Source organism: Pseudomonas sp. MWU16-30323, from assembly GCF_020515595.1.
In the GTDB taxonomy this organism is placed as follows: domain Bacteria; phylum Pseudomonadota; class Gammaproteobacteria; order Pseudomonadales; family Pseudomonadaceae; genus Aquipseudomonas; species Aquipseudomonas yamanorum.
Window position 1 is genome coordinate 1 of record NZ_JAIWYM010000002.1, and the last position, 17,227, is coordinate 17,227.

Consider the following 17,227-nt stretch of genomic DNA (forward strand, 5'->3'; position numbering starts at 1 on the left):
CGTTTCGACTGCGCCGGAAGTGGGGCGAATTATAGACAGATATAAATCGCCGTCAACAGTTAATTTCAGGTTTATTCGGTTTTAAGCGTAATACGCGCAAATGCCTTCTTACCCGCCTGGCAAACGTGAGTCGCGCCCAGCTCGTATATAAAGGTGCGATCAACAACCTCACCATCTATACGCACACCACCAGACCCCAGAAGGTCCCGCGCCACAGCCGAGTTCTTCACCAGGCCCGCCTTATTAAGGACCGCAGCAATCGGCATTGCCTCGGCAGCAGTCAACTCAACCTCCGGTAGATCGTCCGGCAGCTCGCCATCCTTCATGCGGTTACCCGCAGCACGGTGAGCGCTGGCAGCAGCCTCCTCACCATGGAAGCGCGCAACAATCTCTTCCGCCAGCTTGATCTTCACGTCCCGCGGATTCGCACCAGCCTCTACTTCAGCACGCAATGCATTGATCTCATCCATCGAGCGGAAGCTCAACAGTTCGAAGTAACGCCACATCAGCGCATCCGGAATCGAAACCAGCTTGCCGTACATCACACCCGGTGCCTCCTGGATACCTACATAGTTACCCAAGGACTTGGACATCTTCTTGACGCCATCCAACCCCTCCAGCAATGGCATGGTCAGAATGCATTGAGCCTCTTGCCCATACGCGCGCTGCAACTCACGCCCCATCAGCAGGTTGAACTTCTGATCGGTACCGCCCAACTCGACATCGGCACGCAACGCCACCGAGTCATACCCTTGAACCAACGGGTACAGGAACTCATGGATAGCGATCGGCTGATTGGTGGAGTAGCGCTTATCGAAGTCATCGCGCTCGAGCATGCGAGCAACGGTGTACTGGGACGTAAGACGAATGAAATCCGCCGGCCCCATTTGATCCATCCAGGTGGAGTTGAATGCCACCTCGGTCTTGGCCGGATCGAGAATCTTGAAGACCTGGGTCTTATAGGTCTCGGCATTATCGAGGACCTGCTCACGGGTCAGCGGCGGACGCGTAGCGCTCTTGCCGCTCGGGTCGCCGATCATCCCGGTGAAGTCACCTATAAGGAAGATCACCTGATGCCCCAGCTCCTGGAACTGACGCAGTTTATTAATAAGCACCGTATGCCCAAGGTGCAGATCCGGCGCTGTCGGATCAAAGCCGGCCTTAATACGCAGGGGCTGGCCACGCTTGAGCTTTTCGATCAGCTCAGCTTCGACCAACAGTTCTTCCGCACCACGTTTGATCAGCGCTAGCTGCTCTTCAACCGACTTCATAACAGACCCGCAAGGCTCAGATTCAAAAGGGAACCAACCATACAAGATCAGGGACTAATTACAAGTTTTGCCCTGCGCACGGACACCGTTCAGCAAGCCTAGCGTTCGCAAGCTTGCACCACAGATGATTTGGTTATATTTTATACAGTTATTTCATCTTCATCATGTCATTCATCTTTTCCAATTCATCTTTTCAAAGTCAAAATTACTTATGACCACAGAACCGTCTAAAGCGCCGCCGCTTTACCCGAAGACCCACCTGCTCGCTGCAAGTGGGATCGCCGCCCTTCTGAGCCTGGCACTCCTGGTATTTCCTTCCAGCGATGTGGAAGCCAAACGAACGACACTGAGCCTTGACCTGGAAAGTCCGGTTGAGCAACTGACACAAGATCAAGACGCTTCCGACGCACTGCAAGCCACAAATAGCGCAACAGAGTCGCCGTTTGCCCAGATTGAAAACAGCGCCGAAGACACTAAAGAGACCGCGCAGGCCAAGCCTGCGGTAGAAGCCCCCAAGAACCCGCTACACCGGGAAGTGATTGTTGCCAAGGGCGACACCCTTTCGACCCTGTTCGAAAAGGTCGGCCTCCCAGCCGCGACGGTCAATGATGTGCTGGCAAGCGACAAGCAGGCCAAGCAGTTCACCCAACTCAAGCATGGCCAGAAGCTTGAATTCGAACTGACAGCCGACGGGCAACTGCACAACCTGCACAGCAATATCAGCGACCTGGAAAGCATCACGCTGACCAAAGGCGCCAAAGGCTTTGCATTCAACCGCATCACCACCAAGCCAGTGATGCGCTCTGCCTATGTACACGGCGTGATCAACAGCTCGCTGTCCCAATCAGCCGCGCGCGCCGGCTTGTCCCACAGCATGACCATGGACATGGCCAGCGTGTTTGGCTACGACATCGACTTTGCCCAGGACATTCGCCAGGGCGACGAATTCGACGTGATCTACGAGCAAAAGGTCGCCAACGGCAAGGTCGTCGGCACCGGCAACATCCTTTCTGCGCGATTCACCAACCGTGGCAAGACCTACACCGCCGTGCGCTACACCAACAAACAAGGCAACAGCAGCTACTACACCGCTGACGGCAACAGCATGCGCAAGGCATTCATCCGTACTCCGGTTGACTTCGCCCGTATTAGCTCGCGTTTCTCGATGGGTCGCAAGCATCCAATTCTGAACAAAATTCGCGCCCATAAAGGCGTCGACTACGCAGCTCCGCGCGGCACGCCAATCAAGGCGGCTGGTGACGGCAAGGTTTTGCTGGCCGGTCGCCGTGGCGGCTACGGCAATACTGTGATCATCCAGCACGGCAATACCTACCGTACGCTGTATGGCCACATGCAAGGCTTTGCTAAAGGCATCCAGACTGGCGGCAACGTCAAGCAAGGCCAGGTGATCGGCTATATCGGCACCACTGGCCTGTCCACCGGACCACACCTGCACTACGAGTTCCAAGTCAACGGCGTGCACGTCGACCCACTGGGCCAGAAGCTGCCAATGGCCGACCCGATCGCCAAGGCCGAGCGCGCGCGCTTCCTGCAGCAGAGCCAGCCGTTGATGGCCCGCATGGATCAGGAGCGCTCGACCCTCCTGGCCTCGGCGAAACGCTAAGCCATGTCGCTCTATATAGGTGTGATGTCCGGGACCAGCCTTGACGGCCTGGACATTGCACTGATCGAGTTGGCCCCGGCGATCAAGCTGATTGCCACCCATTACATCCCTATGCCTGATTCCCTGCGTTCCGAGCTGCTTGGCCTGTGCGCCAGTGGCCCGGACGAGATTGCCCGTTCGGCGATTGCCCAGCAGAACTGGGTGACACTTGCCGCCCAAGGCATTCACGCCTTACTGGACCAGCAGAAACTCAAACCCCAGGACATTCGAGCAATTGGCAGCCACGGCCAAACCATTCGCCACGAGCCTGCCCGGGGCTTTACCGTGCAGATCGGCAATCCGGCGCTGCTCACCGAATTGACCGGAATCACCGTCGTCAGTGATTTCCGCAGCCGCGATGTCGCCGCAGGTGGCCAAGGCGCCCCGCTGGTTCCTGCATTTCATGAGGCATTGTTTGGCGAGCGCACGGGCAACCGCGCCGTACTGAACATCGGCGGCTTCAGCAACCTCAGCCTGATCGAGACCGACAAGCCAGTCGCCGGCTTTGATTGCGGCCCGGGCAACGTCCTGCTGGATGCCTGGATTCACCAGCAACGCGGCGAGAACTTCGACCGCGATGGCCAGTGGGCTGCCAGCGGGAAAGTTGAACCCCAGTTACTCAAGGCGTTACTCAGCGACCCGTTCTTCGTGACCAAAGGGCCAAAAAGCACCGGACGTGAAGTCTTCAACCTGGGATGGCTTGAGCATCATCTGGGACGGCTACCGCCGTTCGCAGCCCAGGACGTGCAAGCCACACTGCTTGAGCTGACCGCCCTGACCATCGTCGAATCCCTGCAAACCGCACAACCACAGACCGAAACCCTGCTGGTCTGCGGCGGCGGCGCCCATAACGCCACCTTGATGAGCCGCCTCAGCGCACTGCTACCAGCCACCCAAGTCAGCAGCACCGCCACTTACGGCGTGGACCCCGACTGGGTCGAAGCCATGGCCTTCGCCTGGCTGGCCCATTGCTGCCTTGAAGGCATCGCCGCCAACCGACCCAGCGTCACCGGCGCCCGCGGCCTTCGCGTACTCGGGGCGATCTACCCCGCCTAAAAAACCCACACAGCAAAACGCCGCTTGACCCTATAAAGGCCAAGCGGCGTTTTTACATCCGCTTTCGATCAGATCGAGAACGAAGACCCGCAACCACAAGTAGTAGTGGCGTTCGGGTTCTTGATCACGAAGCGCGAACCTTCCAGACCTTCCTGATAGTCCACCTCGGCTCCTGCCAGGTACTGGAAGCTCATCGGATCGACGACCAGGCTTACGCCCTCGCGCTCAACGATGGTGTCGTCATCGGCCACGTCTTCATCGAAGGTGAAACCGTACTGAAACCCTGAACAACCGCCGCCCGTAACAAATACGCGCAGCTTCAAGCGATCATTACCCTCTTCATCGACCAGGCTCTTCACCTTGTGCGCAGCACCGTGGGTGAATTGCAAAGCCGTGGGGGTGAAGGATTCAACGCTCATGCTGATAATCTCCCGGCGTAGCGCCGCCATATGCGTGATGGCGGGCATTATCCGCTTCTCCTAGAAAAGCGGTCAACTATTGTTACGGTATATCAATCTGCGCAGCGGCCATTAAAAACACGAAAGGCCCGATCAACGGGCCTTTGCGCACCAGCAGAAAACTTACGGCAGCATGCCCGCATGGGACAGGCCCAGCTTCTCATCCAGACCAAATAGGATGTTCATGTTCTGCACAGCCTGGCCCGAGGCGCCCTTGACCAGGTTATCGATCACCGACAGCACCACCACCAGATCACCATCCTGTGGACGGTGCACCGCGATACGGCACACATTGGCACCACGCACACTGCGGGTTTCCGGGTGGCTGCCCGCCGGCATCACATCGACGAACGGCTCATTGGCATAACGCTTTTCAAACAGCGCCTGCAGGTCCACCGAACGATCAACGACTGTCGCATACAGCGTGGAGTGGATCCCGCGGATCATCGGCGTCAGGTGAGGCACAAACGTCAGGCCGACATCTTTACCTGCTGCGCGACGCAGCCCCTGGCGAATTTCCGGCAAGTGACGATGACCTTTCACCGCATAGGCTTTCATGCTTTCCGACGTTTCGGAGTAAAGCGAGCCTACAGCAGCACCACGGCCAGCACCGCTGACACCCGACTTGCAGTCAGCAATCAGCCGCGATGCGTCCGCCAGCCCGGCTTCCAGCAATGGCAGGAAACCCAGCTGTGTGGCGGTTGGATAACAACCTGGTACGGCGATCAGGCGCGCTTGTTTGATCTGCTCACGATTGACCTCCGGCAGGCCATACACCGCCTCTTCCAGCAACTCCGGTGCACCGTGAGGCTGGCCGTACCACTTGGCCCACTCATCGGCGTCCTGCAGGCGGAAGTCCGCCGACAAATCGATCACCTTGGTGCCCGCTGCCAGCAACTCGCCCGCCAGGGCATGGGCAACACCGTGGGGCGTGGCGAAGAACACCACATCACAGGCCCCCAGGGTCTTGATGTCCGGCACGCTGAACGCCAGGCCGTCGTAGTGGCCTCGCAGGTTCGGATACATGTCGGCCACCGCCAGGCCGGCCTCGGATCGGGAAGTGATCACCACCACCTCAGCTTGCGGATGCTGAGCCAACAGACGCAGCAATTCGACACCGGTGTAACCCGTGCCGCCGACGATACCGACCTTGACCATAAACCTGCCCTCAACGAACCCACTGGAAAGCCGTCGATAATAGGGGCCGTATCGTCCTGCGACAACCGTCAACGTGACGTGTAGACGCTTGAGCCACTACTATCTTCAGCTACCGTGAACCTGGGAATAACTAAAAATGCTTTATCTATGGGTCAAAGCCTTCCATATCGTCAGCATCGTCTGCTGGTTTGCCGCGCTGTTCTACCTTCCGCGCCTGTTCGTCTACCACGCGCAAAGCGAGGACACCGTCAGCAAGGAACGCTTCAGCGTGATGGAGCGCAAGCTCTACCGGGGCATCATGGGGCCGGCGATGATTGCCAGCCTGGTGTTCGGCGGCTGGCTGATCTACCTCAACCCGGCCATCTTTCAATCCGGCGCGTGGATTCACGCCAAGCTGACCCTGGTAGTACTGCTGATTGGCTACCACCACATGTGCGGCGCGCAGGTAAAACGTTTTGCCCGTGGCGAAAACACCCGCAGCCATGTCTTTTATCGCTGGTTCAATGAAGTGCCAGTTCTGATATTGCTGGCTATCGTAATTTTGGTCGTGGTCAAACCGTTCTAATGTCTATTACTCGGGGTACTTCCAATGTCGCTGCCCGCTTCGCTCGAACACAGTCTGCGCCTGCCTGTCGTGGCCGCGCCGATGTTTCTGATTTCCAACCCGCAACTGGTCCTGGCCTGCTGCCGTAACGGAATCGTCGGCAGTTTCCCTGCCCTCAACCAACGGGAAAGCAGCGGTTTCAAGGCGTGGCTGGAAGAGATCGAAGCGGGCCTGGCGCTGCTGGACAACCCGGCGCCCTATGCAGTCAACCTGATCGTGCACAACAGTAACCCTCGTGTGGAAGCTGACCTGGCGATCTGCGTCGAGCACAAAGTGCCGATCGTCATCACCAGCCTGGGCGCAGTGAAAGAACTGGTGGACGCCGTACACAGCTACGGCGGCCTGGTATTCCACGATGTCACCACCCGGCGCCATGCAGAGAAAGCCGCTGAAGCGGGCGTCGACGGCTTGATCGCCGTTGCCGCCGGCGCCGGTGGTCACGCCGGCACCTGGAGCCCATTCTCGCTGATTGCAGAAATCCGCCAGTTCTTCGACAAGACCCTGCTCCTCGCCGGTTGCCTCAACCACGGCCACGAGATCCTGGCCGCGCAGCTGCTCGGCGCCGACCTGGCCTATTTCGGTACCCGCTTTATCGGCACCACCGAAAGCCACGCCCCGGATGCTTATAAAGAGATGCTGCTCACATCGCGCGCCGCCGACATCGTGCACACTCCAGCCGTCTCCGGTGTACCCGCAAGCTTTATGCGCCAGAGCCTGGAAAACGCCGGTTTTGACCTCGCTGCGCTGCAAGGCAAGGGCGAAGTCAATTTCGGCTCCAAGCTCAAGCCGCTCAACGACGAAGCCAAAGCCTGGAAGACCGTGTGGTCCGCCGGCCAGGGCGTCGGTGAAATTGATGATTTGCCCAGCGTCGATGAACTCGTGGCCCGCCTGGATGCCGAATACCGCAAGGCGCTCGAGCACGCGGCACAACTGCCGGCACGCTGGCCACGCTGACCCGCGATGTAACGCCTGCTGATGAAAGCAGGCCTCCCCTATTCAAGTGACAAGGATGCCCGCATGAGCGACAACCGTTTCAAGATTGTGTTTGATGGCGCATTGCTCCCGGGTGTCGAAAGCACCACCGCCAAGCTGAATCTCGCCGAACTGTTCAAAAGCGACGTTGAAGCGATCGAAAAACTCTTTACCGGCCGCCCGGTCGCCCTGAAACGCGACCTTTCCCGCGCCGATGCCGAGACCTATCTGCAAGCGTTGAAAAACGCCGGGGTCGATGCACGCATAGAAGAAGAGCAGCCCGTCGCCTTCAGCCTTGCCGAAACACACGAAACGGACTCCGGCAGCTCAACGGATTACGCCGCCTCCGCCGCTTCGCCTTACGCCCCGCCCCGGGCAACCGTTGGCGAGAACCTGCCGGAGTTTTCCACCCTTAAGGTATTCACCGTCAACGGCCGTATCGGACGCCTGCGCTTCCTGGCGTGGACACTGGTGTTGAGCGTGGTGATGCTCCTTATCTCAGGCGCGTTCTTTACTGTCGGGCTGGGCATCGCTGCCGTCTCTCCGACGATCGCCATGGTCATCGGCTTCCTGGTGGGGATTGCCCTGCTCGTGGCCGCAGTGTGGGTCAGCGTGCAGATCACCGTGCAACGCCTGCATGACCTGGGCTGGTCCGGCTGGCTGTGGTTCCTGCACCTGGTGCCGTTCGTAGGCAGCATCTTCCCGATCCTGCTGATGGTCCTCCCGGGCAATACCGGCGCCAACCAGTACGGCGCGCCACCACCGCGCAACTCTACCGCGGTGAAAATCCTGTCCGCCCTGTGGCTGGCATTCATTCCGCTGGTCTTTGCCGGCGCAGTGTTAGTGGGCATGAGCGGCTATCTGGACCAACTCGAAAGCGACGTAGGCGGCAGCTACGAAAGCAGCTCCATCAACTCCGATGACGACAGCGACCAGGCCACCACCGTCGATGAAGTCGACGTGCAAAGTGCTGACGACGCAGCCGAACCTGTAGACTCTACGCAACAGTGAAAAACGCCCGACGCCTGTGACACCTCTGTCACAGGCCCGTTAGCGTTGCGATGGAGAAACGCATGACCCGTTACGCTCTGATCACCGGTGCCTCCAGCGGCATCGGCCTGGCCTTGGCCGAAGCACTGGCCCGTCGCGGCCGCAGCTTGATTCTGGTGGCCCGCCAGCGTGATCAGTTGGAAAGCATTGCAATCGAATTGACTCAGCGCTTCGGCGTCGAAGTGCTGTTCCGTGCCTGCGACCTCGGCGAGCCCTTGCGGCTCTCCGGGTTTCTACTGGAGCTTGAGGAAGGCGAGCGGCAGATCGACCTGCTGGTCAACTGCGCCGGCATCGGCACCAGCGGCCCGTTCCTGGCCCAGGACTGGATGACCGAACAGGACCTGATGGAAGTCAACATCCTGGCCCTGACCCGCATGTGCCACGCCCTCGGCAACGCCATGGCCCTGCACGGCGGCGGGCAGATTCTCAACGTGGCGTCGGTTGCCGCGTTCCAGCCGGGGCCGTGGATGAGCACCTACTACGCCAGCAAGGCTTACGTGCTGCACTTTTCCGAAGGCTTGCGCGAGGAACTGAAGACCTGCGGCATCAAGGTTTCCGTACTCTGCCCGGGCCCGACCCGCACCGCGTTCTTCAGCACCGCGCAAATGGACACCGCCAAGCTGGACCGCAGCCAACAGCTGATGAGCCCGGAAGAAGTCGCGCTCTACACCGTGCGCGCCCTGGCCAAGAACAAAGCCATCATCATTCCCGGCCGGCGTAATCGCTGGCTGGCATTCAGCCCGCGCCTGAGCCCGCGCTGGCTGACCCGCAAAATCGCCGGCGCGATCAACAAGGCCTATTGCCCGCGCTGATCGCGTGAGTACACTCACCCTGCACTTTCACAATGGAGAAACAGCTGTGGATACTCTGTTCACCAAGATCATCAACAGAGAAATACCCGCGAAGATCATCTACGAGGATGACCAGGTCCTGGCGTTCCACGACATCGCGCCAATGGCCCCGGTGCACTTCCTGGTGATCCCGAAAAAGCCGATCCGCACCCTTAACGACCTCACCGAAGAAGACAAGGCACTGGCCGGGCATATCCTGTTCACCGCCCAGCGCCTGGCGGTGGAGCAAGGCTGTGAAAAAGGCTTCCGTGTGGTGATGAACTGCAATGAAGATGGCGGGCAGACCGTTTATCACATCCATATGCATGTGCTGGGTCAACGCCAGATGAACTGGCCGCCGGGCTGAGCACTACCTGTGGCAAGGGAGCTTGTGTGGCGAGGGAGCTTGCTCCCGCTGGGCTGCGTAGCAGCCCCAAAAAAGGAGAGCGCTGCGCACTCCAGCGGCAGCAAGCTCCCTCGCCACACAAGCAATTTGACCCAGCGCAAACGCGTCCCCCTCTCTTGCGGTAAACTGGCCGCCGAGATTCTTCCCGGAGGTCAGCATGACTACCCAACGTCACTACTCGCCGATTGATCGCCTGTTGCTGCAAGCCGACACGGCCATGCGCACGCTGTTGCCATTCAGCGGCCAACCGCAGCGTCCGTCGCCCGCCATCGTGCAGCCCGAAGCGCAGATGAGCGAGACCGACACCCGCCACGTCGCCGGCCTGATGCGCATCAACCATACCGGCGAAGTCTGTGCCCAGGCGCTGTATCAGGGCCAGGCCCTGACCGCCAAACTGCCGCAAGTGCGCGCCGCGATGGAACACGCCGCCGAAGAAGAAATCGACCACTTGGCGTGGTGCGAGCAACGCATCCGCCAGTTGAACAGCCACCCAAGCGTGCTGAATCCGCTGTTCTACGGCTTATCGTTTGGTATTGGCGCGGTAGCCGGGCTGATCAGCGACAAAGTCAGCCTGGGTTTTGTGGCCGCCACCGAGCATCAGGTGTGCAAGCACCTCAATGAACACCTTGAGCAACTGCCGGCTGAAGACGAAAAGTCCCGGGCGATTCTTGAGCAGATGCGCATTGATGAAGAACATCACGCCGAAAGCGCGCTGGACGCGGGCGGCTTCCGCTTCCCGGCGCCGGTGAAGTTTGGCATGAGCCTGTTGGCCAAGGTCATGACCAAGAGCACTTACCGCATCTGACAGTCCCGCATAACGCAGAAAGGGCGCTTTTTAAGCGCCCTTTCTTTTTTTGCCTGCCAATCAACGATCAGCCCAGCTCAATGATCTCGTAGTCATGAGTGATGACAACACCCGCAGCGCCCAACATGATCGAGGCCGAGCAATACTTCTCTGCCGACAGCTCGATGGCACGTTTGACCTGGGCTTCTTTCAGCGCCCGGCCCTTGACGACAAAGTGCATGTGGATCTTGGTAAACACCTTCGGGTCTTCGGTCGCACGCTCTGCTTCCAGGAACGCTTCGCAGCTTTCCACCGCCTGGCGGGACTTCTTCAGGATGCTGACCACGTCGAAATTGCTGCAACCGCCTACACCGAGCAGGAGCATTTCCATCGGGCGTACGCCCAGGTTGCGGCCACCGGCCTCCGGCGGACCGTCCATGACCACGACATGGCCACTGCCCGACTCACCGAGGAACATGGCTTCGCCCGCCCATTGGATGCGTGCCTTCATCGCCCAGACTCCACTGCTAAAAAAGGGTCGCCAGCTTAGCACAGGGCTTTGGGCCGTCAGCGTTTCCCATCAAAGCGATCAACAGCAGGGATTACGGGGTAAATTCCCTAATGAAGCCGGAATGTGTCTGTTAAGCTGGCGCCAAATCAATGGCGCATTGCCATCCACTGGATGACATGACTTAACCGTTGATCGCGCTGAACAAAAAAACAAGCTCAACAACACCGTGCAGTCTTTTCGGGATACAACCATGGTTGCGATTACTCCCACACCCAAGATCAAGAACCTCGACAAACTGCTGATGCATTGTCAGCGCCGGCGTCATCCGGCCAAGCACAACATCATCTGCGCGGGGGAGCGTTCGGAAACCCTGTTCTTCATTATCAAAGGCTCAGTCACCATCCTGATCGAGGATGACGATGGCCGCGAAATGATCATCGCCTACCTCAATACCGGTGACTTCTTCGGCGAACTCGGGCTTTTCGAGCAAGCGGGCAAGGAACAGGAGCGCAGCGCCTGGGTGCGGGCCAAGGTCGAATGCGAAGTCGCCGAGATCAGCTATGCAAAATTTCGCGAATTGGCCCAGCAGGATCCCGACATTCTGTACGCCTTGAGCGGCCAGATCGCCCAGCGCCTGAGAGACACCACGCGCAAAGTCGGCGACCTGGCGTTCTTCGACGTCACCGGCCGGGTTGCCCGCTGCCTGCTGGAACTGTGCAAGCAGCCGGATGCCATGACCCATCCCGACGGAATGCAGATCAAGATCACCCGTCAGGAAATCGGACGGATCGTCGGTTGCTCAAGGGAAATGGTTGGACGGGTGCTGAAGGACTTGGAAGAACGCAACCTGGTGCATGTCAAAGGCAAGACCATGGTGGTTTTCGGAACGCGTTAACCCGCAAGGAAGCTCGCGAGCATCTGTCGGTACAACGTGTCGAGCCGGGCAATCGCGTCTGGCGCAGCAAAGGCTTCGTGCAGGGCGATGTGGCTTTCAGCGCGCACCCGTTGTTCCAGGCCACACGCTTCATTGAAGCGATTGACCGCGGCGATCAATTCGACGCGATCATCATCCAGCAACAACGCACCATGCACCAACCCCACCGGGCGCCCGCCACTCTGGCGCCAGCGCTGGGCAGTACCGACCATTTTGCGGCCATCCAGGTTGACGTTGTAGCGACCGTCACAAAAGGCCCCGTCAATCTCGCCCACCGATGCATTGCCACCCAGTTCGATAAGCAGGTCGCAAATCGGCTGGCACAAACGCTGGTAACCGGTTTCGATGCGGCCCTGGTCACCTTCACTGCGCGGTGGCGCGTAGACCAGCGCGATATTGACCGTGGCGGCCGACTGCGGAACCGGCTCACCGCCCGTCTCCCGCAACAGTACCGGCCAACCGGCGTCAGCCGACACCTGGCTGGCGGTCTCGAATGCCGGAAGGCGGCTCAAACGACGAGGCATCACCAACGCTTGATCGCTGGGCTGCCAGAACAGCAGGCCGAACGGCTGCTCCCCCGCGCAGACAGCGGCGAGCAAATCCTGCTCGGCCTTAAGGCCTGCCTCGACCGTCATCGCCACCGGCTGGGTCATCATCAATCCAGGGTTGAACCGCTGACAGCAACGCCACGCTCCGGGAAGAACAGGCGCTGCAATTCAGCCCCCGGGTTCTCGGCACGCATGAAGGTTTCGCCGACGAGGAACGAGTACACGCCGCTGATTTCCATCAGTTCGACATCGGCGCGATTGACGATGCCACTTTCGGTAATCACCAAGCGGTCGCGCGGGATACGCGGCAACAGGTCGAGGGTGTTTTCCAGGCTGACTTCAAACGTGTGCAGGTTGCGGTTGTTGACGCCCACCAACGGTGTGTCGAGGGTTTTCAACGCGCGTTCCAGTTCATCACCGTCGTGCACTTCCACCAGCACGTCGAGGCCGACGCTTTTGGCCACGGCCGCCAGTTCGGCCATCTTCACGTCATCCAGTGCGGAGACGATCAACAGCACGCAATCGGCGCCCAAGGCACGGGCTTCGACGATCTGGTACGGGTCGACCATAAAGTCCTTGCGGATCACCGGCAGCGAGCACGCCCCACGCGCTTGCTGCAGGTACAGGTCGGAACCCTGGAAGAAGTCGATATCGGTCAACACCGAGAGGCACGTCGCACCGCCCTTCTCGTAGCTCTTGGCAATGTCTTCAGGGATAAAGATCTCGCGAATCACGCCCTTGCTCGGCGAAGCCTTTTTGATTTCAGCGATAACGGCCGGCTGCTTTTCCTTGGCCTGCTTGATCAGCGCATTGGCAAACCCGCGCGGTGCATCAGCGCTTTTCGCCAGGCCTTCCAGCTCAGCCAGGCTGACCCGGGCACGGCGTTCGGCGACTTCTTCTGCCTTGCGGGCCAGGATTTTTTCCAGAACGGTCGGAACACTCATCCTTCATTCTCCACTTTGAACACCGCAGTAAACGCACCCAGTTCTTCGAGCTTTTCGCGCGCCAGCCCGGTATGCAATGCATCATGAGCGAGGGCAACACCCTCTTTAAGACTGTAGGCGTGATCCGCGGCATACAGCGCCGCACCGGCATTGAGCACGATCATTTCTGCAGCTTTCTGGCCGTTTTCGGTCTTGCGACGCCCCAGGGCATCGCGAATCAATTCAAGGGAGGCCGCCGGGCTTTCCACCGCCAGGCCGTGCAGGCTCTGGCTTTTCATGCCGAGGTCTTCAGGTTCGACCCAATATTCGGTGACCTGGTCATCCTTCAGCTCCGCCACGAAGGTCGGTGCGGCCAGGCTGAACTCGTCCAGGCCATCCTTGGAGTGCACCACCAGCACATGCTTGCTGCCCAGGCGCTGCAAGACTTCGGCCAATGGCCGGCAGAGCGCCTGGCTGAACACACCCACCACCTGATGCTTCACACCGGCCGGATTCGTAAGCGGGCCGAGCATGTTGAACAGGGTGCGCAGGCCCAAGTCCTTGCGCGGACCCGCAGCGTGTTTCATCGCGCCGTGATGGGACTGGGCAAACATGAAGCCGATGCCGACGTTATCGATGCAGCGCGCCACTTGTACCGGGGTCAGGTTCAGGTAGATGCCTGCCGCTTCCAGCAAATCGGCGCTGCCGCTTTTACCCGACACCGCACGGTTACCGTGTTTGGCCACGGTGCAGCCGGCAGCTGCCACCACAAAGGATGAGGCCGTCGACACGTTGAAGATGTTCGCACCGTCGCCGCCGGTGCCGACCACGTCGACCACGCCGTCGAGGGTCTTGAGTTCGACTTTGTCCGCCAGCTCACGCATGACCGACACGGCGCCGACGATTTCGTCGATACTCTCGCTCTTCATGCGCATGGCCATCATGAACGCTCCAATCTGTGCATCGGTGCATTGACCGGTCATGATCTCGCGCATCACATCGCTCATTTCGGCGGTGCTCAGGTCCAGGTGGCCGACGATACGGCTCAGGGCAGTCTTGATATCCATGAAAAGTCCTTAGCGCGTGCCGCCGCTCTGCTTGAGAAAGTTAGCGAACAGCTCGTAGCCCTGCTCGGTCAAAATCGATTCCGGGTGAAACTGTACCCCTTCGACATTCAGTGTCTTGTGACGCAGACCCATGATCTCGTCAACGGAGCCGTCTTCCAGTTGAGTCCAGGCCGTCAGCTCGAGGCACTCGGGCAGGGTTTCACGCTTGACCACCAGCGAGTGGTAGCGGGTGACCGTCACCGGCAGGTTCAAACCGTGGAATACGCCCTGGTCCTTGTGGAACACCGGGCTGGTCTTGCCGTGCATCACCTGGCGGGCGCGCACTACGTCGCCGCCGAAGGCCTGGCCGATGGACTGATGGCCCAGGCAAACGCCCAGGATCGGCAGCTTGCCGGCGAAATATTGGATGGCTTCGAGGGAGATGCCCGCTTCGGTCGGTGTGCACGGGCCCGGGGAGACGACGATGCGTTCAGGGTTCAACGCGGCGATTTGCGCCACGGTCAATTCGTCGTTGCGCACGACCTTGACCTCGGCGCCAAGCTCGCCCAGGTACTGCACAACGTTGTAGGTAAAGGAGTCGTAGTTATCAATCATCAGCAACATGTGGGTTAAGACCTCTTGAATTCACTGACTTCTAATGACGGCCTTCCAAGGGAGTGACCCGCTGCCAGACGCACTTTCCGGTTGCCGGGGTTGGCCGGCAAGGGGCGTCGAACAAAGGGTGAAGAAGGCAAATCGGTACAGGTCCGGCGGGGCCGGTAGAGAAAAGTTAGGCGCGCCAACGCCAACGGGCGTGCGCCTTGACTACTCGCATCAAGAGTTTGCTGATGATCAACACGGGGAGGGTCTCATTCATACGTTCAGGCACAGTAACGTAGCCTCGCCAGCGGTGCAATATGGCGCCGCAAATACGGGGGGAAGTGCCCGACCGATAATTGGCGTCAATTTTTTCAGAACCCTTGAAAGGTCGCTACAGTCACAGTGCTGATAAAAAAACAAAAGCATGGACGGACTCATGACCAAGACCCCTTATTTCGCTCCACTCGTCGGCTGCCTGTTAACCCTGGCCTGCTCCCAAGCGTTCGCCGCGCCGTCGCCCTACTCGACCATGATCGTATTCGGCGACAGCCTGGCTGACGCCGGGACATTCGCCGACCCTGGCGCTCCGGGTTCAACCTATCGCTTCACCAACCGCACCGGCCCGCAGTACTTCGACGGCAGTGGCGAAAGCACTTCGCTGATTTCCTCGACATTATTGGGCGGCAAGCTGGGAGTGGCAGCAGGCGACCTGAACGCATCCACCTCGCCGGAGCGCGCCGCGTTGGGCCAGGCAGACGGCAACAACTGGGCCGTCGGCGGCTACACCACCCAGCAGATCTACGATGCCATTACCGGTAACTCCACCGTCACCGATAGCGACACCGGGCTGGTGTTGCGTACACGCCCCGGATATCTGGCATCCACGGGTGGCCGAGCCGACCCCAACGCGTTGTACTTTCTCTCCGGCGGCGGCAATGACTTCCTCGACGGCCTGGTCCTCAGCCCCGGTCAAGCCTCGGCCGCAGCCGGTCGCCTGGCCGACAGCGCCCAGGCTCTGCAACAGGCTGGCGCCCGATATGTCATGGTGTGGATGCTGCCGGACCTGGGCCTGACGCCTGCCGTCAATGGCACGCCGCTCCAAGGGACCGTCAGCGCCCTGGCCGGCGTGTTCAACCAGACCCTGGTGCAGCGCCTGTCACAAATCGATGCGCAGATCATCCCGCTGAACATTCCGTTGCTGCTCAAGGAAACCTTCGCCGATCCCGGACGATTTGGCTTTGCCACCGATCAAAACCTCAACCAGACCTGCTTTAGCGGCACCACCTGCCGGAACCCCGTGTATGGCGTCGGCGGCACCAATCCGGACCCGACCAAGCTGATTTACAACGACACGGTCCACCCGACCGAGGCCGGCCAGGTATTGATCGCCGACTACGCGTATTCGCTGCTGGCTGCCCCCTGGGAAATCACCCTGCTTCCGGAAATGGCCCAAGGTACCTTGCGCGCCCATCAGGATTCATTGCGTAACCAATGGCAAGCCGACTCGGGTAGCTGGCAGGCCGTAGGCCAATGGCGAGCGATTGTCGACGCTGGCGGCCAGCACCTGGACTTCGATGATCAAAACAGCTCGGCCAGCGGCGACGGCAGTGGCTATAACCTGAACATCGGTGGCAGCTACAGGCTCAATGACGAGTGGCGTGTGGGTGTGGCGGCAGGCTTCTACCGCCAGAGCCTTGAGGCCGGCGCCAGCGATTCTGACTACAAGCTCAATAGCTACCTGGGCACCGCGTTCGCCCAATATCAGGAAGATCACTGGTGGGCCGACGCCGCATTGACCGGCGGCAAGCTGGACTTCGACAACCTCAAGCGCAAGTTCGCCCTGGGTATCAGCGAAGGCACCGAGAAAGGCGACACTGACGGCTGGCTATGGGCCTTGAGCGCACGCGTGGGGTATGACATCGCCGAGCCCAATAGCGAATGGCACTTCTCGCCCTTCATCAGCGCCGATTACTCGCGGGTCGAGGTGAATGGTTATTCGGAGAGAGATGCCCGCTCCACCGCGCTGACCTTTGATGACCAACAGCGCGACTCCAAGCGCCTGGGAATCGGATTACAGGCCAACTACCGCTTCACTCCGCAAACTCTGGTGTTTGGCGAAGTGGCCCACGAACACGAGTTTGAAAACGATACGCAGCGAGTGGGCATGTCCCTCAACAGCGTGCCGGGGATTGATTTCAAACTGGACGGCTACACGCCACGCAGCAATTCGGACCGCTTGAACCTGGGGATTACCCACAAGGTGACCAAGGACCTGGCGTTGAACGCGGCCTATAACGTGAGAAAGGATGACAACTTTACCCAGCAGGGGGTGAGTGTCGGGGTGAGTCTGGATTTCTGACTCGGATTTGAAGATTGCACAAAAACAAATGTGGGAGCGGGCTTGCTCGCGAAT

The 17,227-nt window shown here is 59.6% G+C and carries 18 protein-coding genes; 10 read left to right on the forward strand and 8 right to left on the reverse strand.

Going from position 1 to position 17,227, the window contains the following annotated elements:
• Window positions 1-71: 71 nt before the first annotated feature.
• Window positions 72-1,271, reverse strand: a complete 1,200-nt coding sequence (gene tyrS, locus LIY45_RS02925; RefSeq protein ID WP_226475269.1) for a tyrosine--tRNA ligase — start codon at window positions 1,269-1,271, stop codon at window positions 72-74.
• A 211-nt stretch (window positions 1,272-1,482) separates the two neighbouring features.
• Here tyrS and LIY45_RS02930 point away from each other — a divergent pair, with 211 nt between their 5' ends.
• Together LIY45_RS02930 and LIY45_RS02935 are read left to right on the forward strand one after the other, a co-directional pair.
• Window positions 1,483-2,895 (forward strand): peptidoglycan DD-metalloendopeptidase family protein, encoded by a 1,413-nt coding sequence (locus LIY45_RS02930; protein WP_017476325.1) that lies wholly within the window; start codon window positions 1,483-1,485, stop codon window positions 2,893-2,895.
• A 3-nt stretch (window positions 2,896-2,898) separates the two neighbouring features.
• Window positions 2,899-3,990: an anhydro-N-acetylmuramic acid kinase gene (locus LIY45_RS02935; RefSeq protein ID WP_226475270.1), complete on the forward strand. Its 1,092-nt coding sequence runs from the start codon at window positions 2,899-2,901 to the stop codon at window positions 3,988-3,990.
• Window positions 3,991-4,058: 68 nt separating this feature from the next.
• Here LIY45_RS02935 and erpA read toward each other — a convergent pair whose 3' ends face one another.
• Complete coding sequence (erpA, locus tag LIY45_RS02940; RefSeq protein ID WP_003176443.1) at window positions 4,059-4,409, reverse strand: iron-sulfur cluster insertion protein ErpA; 351 nt, start codon at window positions 4,407-4,409, stop codon at window positions 4,059-4,061.
• Window positions 4,410-4,571: 162 nt separating this feature from the next.
• On the reverse strand, window positions 4,572-5,606 hold the full coding sequence (gene argC / locus LIY45_RS02945) for an N-acetyl-gamma-glutamyl-phosphate reductase (protein WP_010206935.1): 1,035 nt from the start codon (window positions 5,604-5,606) through the stop codon (window positions 4,572-4,574).
• A 136-nt stretch (window positions 5,607-5,742) separates the two neighbouring features.
• Between argC and hemJ the strand changes: the two genes are divergently transcribed.
• The 6 genes from hemJ to coq7 all read left to right on the forward strand — a co-directional run bounded on the left by hemJ (window position 5,743) and on the right by coq7 (window position 10,273).
• Window positions 5,743-6,171, forward strand: a complete 429-nt coding sequence (hemJ, locus tag LIY45_RS02950; RefSeq protein ID WP_017476328.1) for a protoporphyrinogen oxidase HemJ — start codon at window positions 5,743-5,745, stop codon at window positions 6,169-6,171.
• Between the two features lie 24 nt (window positions 6,172-6,195).
• A complete protein-coding gene (locus LIY45_RS02955; protein WP_076017917.1) occupies window positions 6,196-7,164 on the forward strand; it encodes a nitronate monooxygenase family protein in 969 nt (322 codons plus the stop codon).
• Window positions 7,165-7,227: 63 nt separating this feature from the next.
• Complete coding sequence (locus LIY45_RS02960; protein WP_226475272.1) at window positions 7,228-8,193, forward strand: DUF805 domain-containing protein; 966 nt, start codon at window positions 7,228-7,230, stop codon at window positions 8,191-8,193.
• A 62-nt stretch (window positions 8,194-8,255) separates the two neighbouring features.
• On the forward strand, window positions 8,256-9,044 hold the full coding sequence (locus LIY45_RS02965) for an SDR family oxidoreductase (RefSeq protein ID WP_226475273.1): 789 nt from the start codon (window positions 8,256-8,258) through the stop codon (window positions 9,042-9,044).
• Window positions 9,045-9,090: 46 nt separating this feature from the next.
• A complete protein-coding gene (locus tag LIY45_RS02970) occupies window positions 9,091-9,429 on the forward strand; it encodes a histidine triad nucleotide-binding protein (RefSeq protein ID WP_003210943.1) in 339 nt (112 codons plus the stop codon).
• Between the two features lie 196 nt (window positions 9,430-9,625).
• On the forward strand, window positions 9,626-10,273 hold the full coding sequence (gene coq7, locus LIY45_RS02975; RefSeq protein ID WP_017476331.1) for a 2-polyprenyl-3-methyl-6-methoxy-1,4-benzoquinone monooxygenase: 648 nt from the start codon (window positions 9,626-9,628) through the stop codon (window positions 10,271-10,273).
• A gap of 67 nt (window positions 10,274-10,340) precedes the next feature.
• On the opposite strand, the gene LIY45_RS02980 is transcribed toward coq7, so the two are convergent.
• Entirely contained in the window at window positions 10,341-10,763 is a 423-nt protein-coding gene (locus tag LIY45_RS02980) for an OsmC family protein (protein WP_003194686.1), read from the reverse strand.
• Window positions 10,764-11,013: 250 nt separating this feature from the next.
• Between LIY45_RS02980 and crp the strand changes: the two genes are divergently transcribed.
• A complete protein-coding gene (gene crp, locus LIY45_RS02985; protein WP_017476332.1) occupies window positions 11,014-11,658 on the forward strand; it encodes a cAMP-activated global transcriptional regulator CRP in 645 nt (214 codons plus the stop codon).
• Here crp and LIY45_RS02990 read toward each other — a convergent pair.
• From LIY45_RS02990 to LIY45_RS03005, 4 genes are read right to left on the reverse strand one after another with little or no spacing between them, the layout of a single operon-like run.
• Window positions 11,655-12,350 carry a lipoate--protein ligase family protein gene (locus LIY45_RS02990; RefSeq protein WP_226475274.1) on the reverse strand — a complete coding sequence of 232 codons (696 nt, stop codon included), beginning with the start codon at window positions 12,348-12,350 and terminating at the stop codon, window positions 11,655-11,657. The genes crp and LIY45_RS02990 overlap by 4 nt on opposite strands.
• Before the next feature lie 2 nt (window positions 12,351-12,352).
• Entirely contained in the window at window positions 12,353-13,189 is an 837-nt protein-coding gene (trpC, locus tag LIY45_RS02995; protein WP_226475275.1) for an indole-3-glycerol phosphate synthase TrpC, read from the reverse strand.
• Window positions 13,186-14,235 (reverse strand): anthranilate phosphoribosyltransferase, encoded by a 1,050-nt coding sequence (gene trpD, locus LIY45_RS03000; protein WP_017476335.1) that lies wholly within the window; start codon window positions 14,233-14,235, stop codon window positions 13,186-13,188. The genes trpC and trpD overlap by 4 nt, the downstream gene beginning before the upstream one ends.
• Before the next feature lie 9 nt (window positions 14,236-14,244).
• Entirely contained in the window at window positions 14,245-14,838 is a 594-nt protein-coding gene (locus tag LIY45_RS03005; RefSeq protein ID WP_017476336.1) for an aminodeoxychorismate/anthranilate synthase component II, read from the reverse strand.
• Between the two features lie 412 nt (window positions 14,839-15,250).
• Between LIY45_RS03005 and estP the strand changes: the two genes are divergently transcribed.
• A complete protein-coding gene (estP, locus tag LIY45_RS03010) occupies window positions 15,251-17,173 on the forward strand; it encodes an esterase EstP (protein WP_226475276.1) in 1,923 nt (640 codons plus the stop codon).
• Window positions 17,174-17,227 lie beyond the last annotated feature (54 nt).

What these genes read in the sequence shown, in the direction of transcription:
- tyrS (WP_226475269.1), bottom strand. Translation starts at nt 1,271, where the DNA reads ATGAAGTCGGTTGAAGAGCAGCTAGCGCTGATCAAACGTGGTGCGGAA.
- LIY45_RS02930 (WP_017476325.1), top strand. Translation starts at nt 1,483, where the DNA reads ATGACCACAGAACCGTCTAAAGCGCCGCCGCTTTACCCGAAGACCCAC.
- LIY45_RS02935 (WP_226475270.1), top strand. Translation starts at nt 2,899, where the DNA reads ATGTCGCTCTATATAGGTGTGATGTCCGGGACCAGCCTTGACGGCCTG.
- erpA (WP_003176443.1), bottom strand. Translation starts at nt 4,409, where the DNA reads ATGAGCGTTGAATCCTTCACCCCCACGGCTTTGCAATTCACCCACGGT.
- argC (WP_010206935.1), bottom strand. Translation starts at nt 5,606, where the DNA reads ATGGTCAAGGTCGGTATCGTCGGCGGCACGGGTTACACCGGTGTCGAA.
- hemJ (WP_017476328.1), top strand. Translation starts at nt 5,743, where the DNA reads ATGCTTTATCTATGGGTCAAAGCCTTCCATATCGTCAGCATCGTCTGC.
- LIY45_RS02955 (WP_076017917.1), top strand. Translation starts at nt 6,196, where the DNA reads ATGTCGCTGCCCGCTTCGCTCGAACACAGTCTGCGCCTGCCTGTCGTG.
- LIY45_RS02960 (WP_226475272.1), top strand. Translation starts at nt 7,228, where the DNA reads ATGAGCGACAACCGTTTCAAGATTGTGTTTGATGGCGCATTGCTCCCG.
- LIY45_RS02965 (WP_226475273.1), top strand. Translation starts at nt 8,256, where the DNA reads ATGACCCGTTACGCTCTGATCACCGGTGCCTCCAGCGGCATCGGCCTG.
- coq7 (WP_017476331.1), top strand. Translation starts at nt 9,626, where the DNA reads ATGACTACCCAACGTCACTACTCGCCGATTGATCGCCTGTTGCTGCAA.
- LIY45_RS02980 (WP_003194686.1), bottom strand. Translation starts at nt 10,763, where the DNA reads ATGAAGGCACGCATCCAATGGGCGGGCGAAGCCATGTTCCTCGGTGAG.
- crp (WP_017476332.1), top strand. Translation starts at nt 11,014, where the DNA reads ATGGTTGCGATTACTCCCACACCCAAGATCAAGAACCTCGACAAACTG.
- LIY45_RS02990 (WP_226475274.1), bottom strand. Translation starts at nt 12,350, where the DNA reads ATGACCCAGCCGGTGGCGATGACGGTCGAGGCAGGCCTTAAGGCCGAG.
- trpC (WP_226475275.1), bottom strand. Translation starts at nt 13,189, where the DNA reads ATGAGTGTTCCGACCGTTCTGGAAAAAATCCTGGCCCGCAAGGCAGAA.
- trpD (WP_017476335.1), bottom strand. Translation starts at nt 14,235, where the DNA reads ATGGATATCAAGACTGCCCTGAGCCGTATCGTCGGCCACCTGGACCTG.
- LIY45_RS03005 (WP_017476336.1), bottom strand. Translation starts at nt 14,838, where the DNA reads ATGTTGCTGATGATTGATAACTACGACTCCTTTACCTACAACGTTGTG.
- estP (WP_226475276.1), top strand. Translation starts at nt 15,251, where the DNA reads ATGACCAAGACCCCTTATTTCGCTCCACTCGTCGGCTGCCTGTTAACC.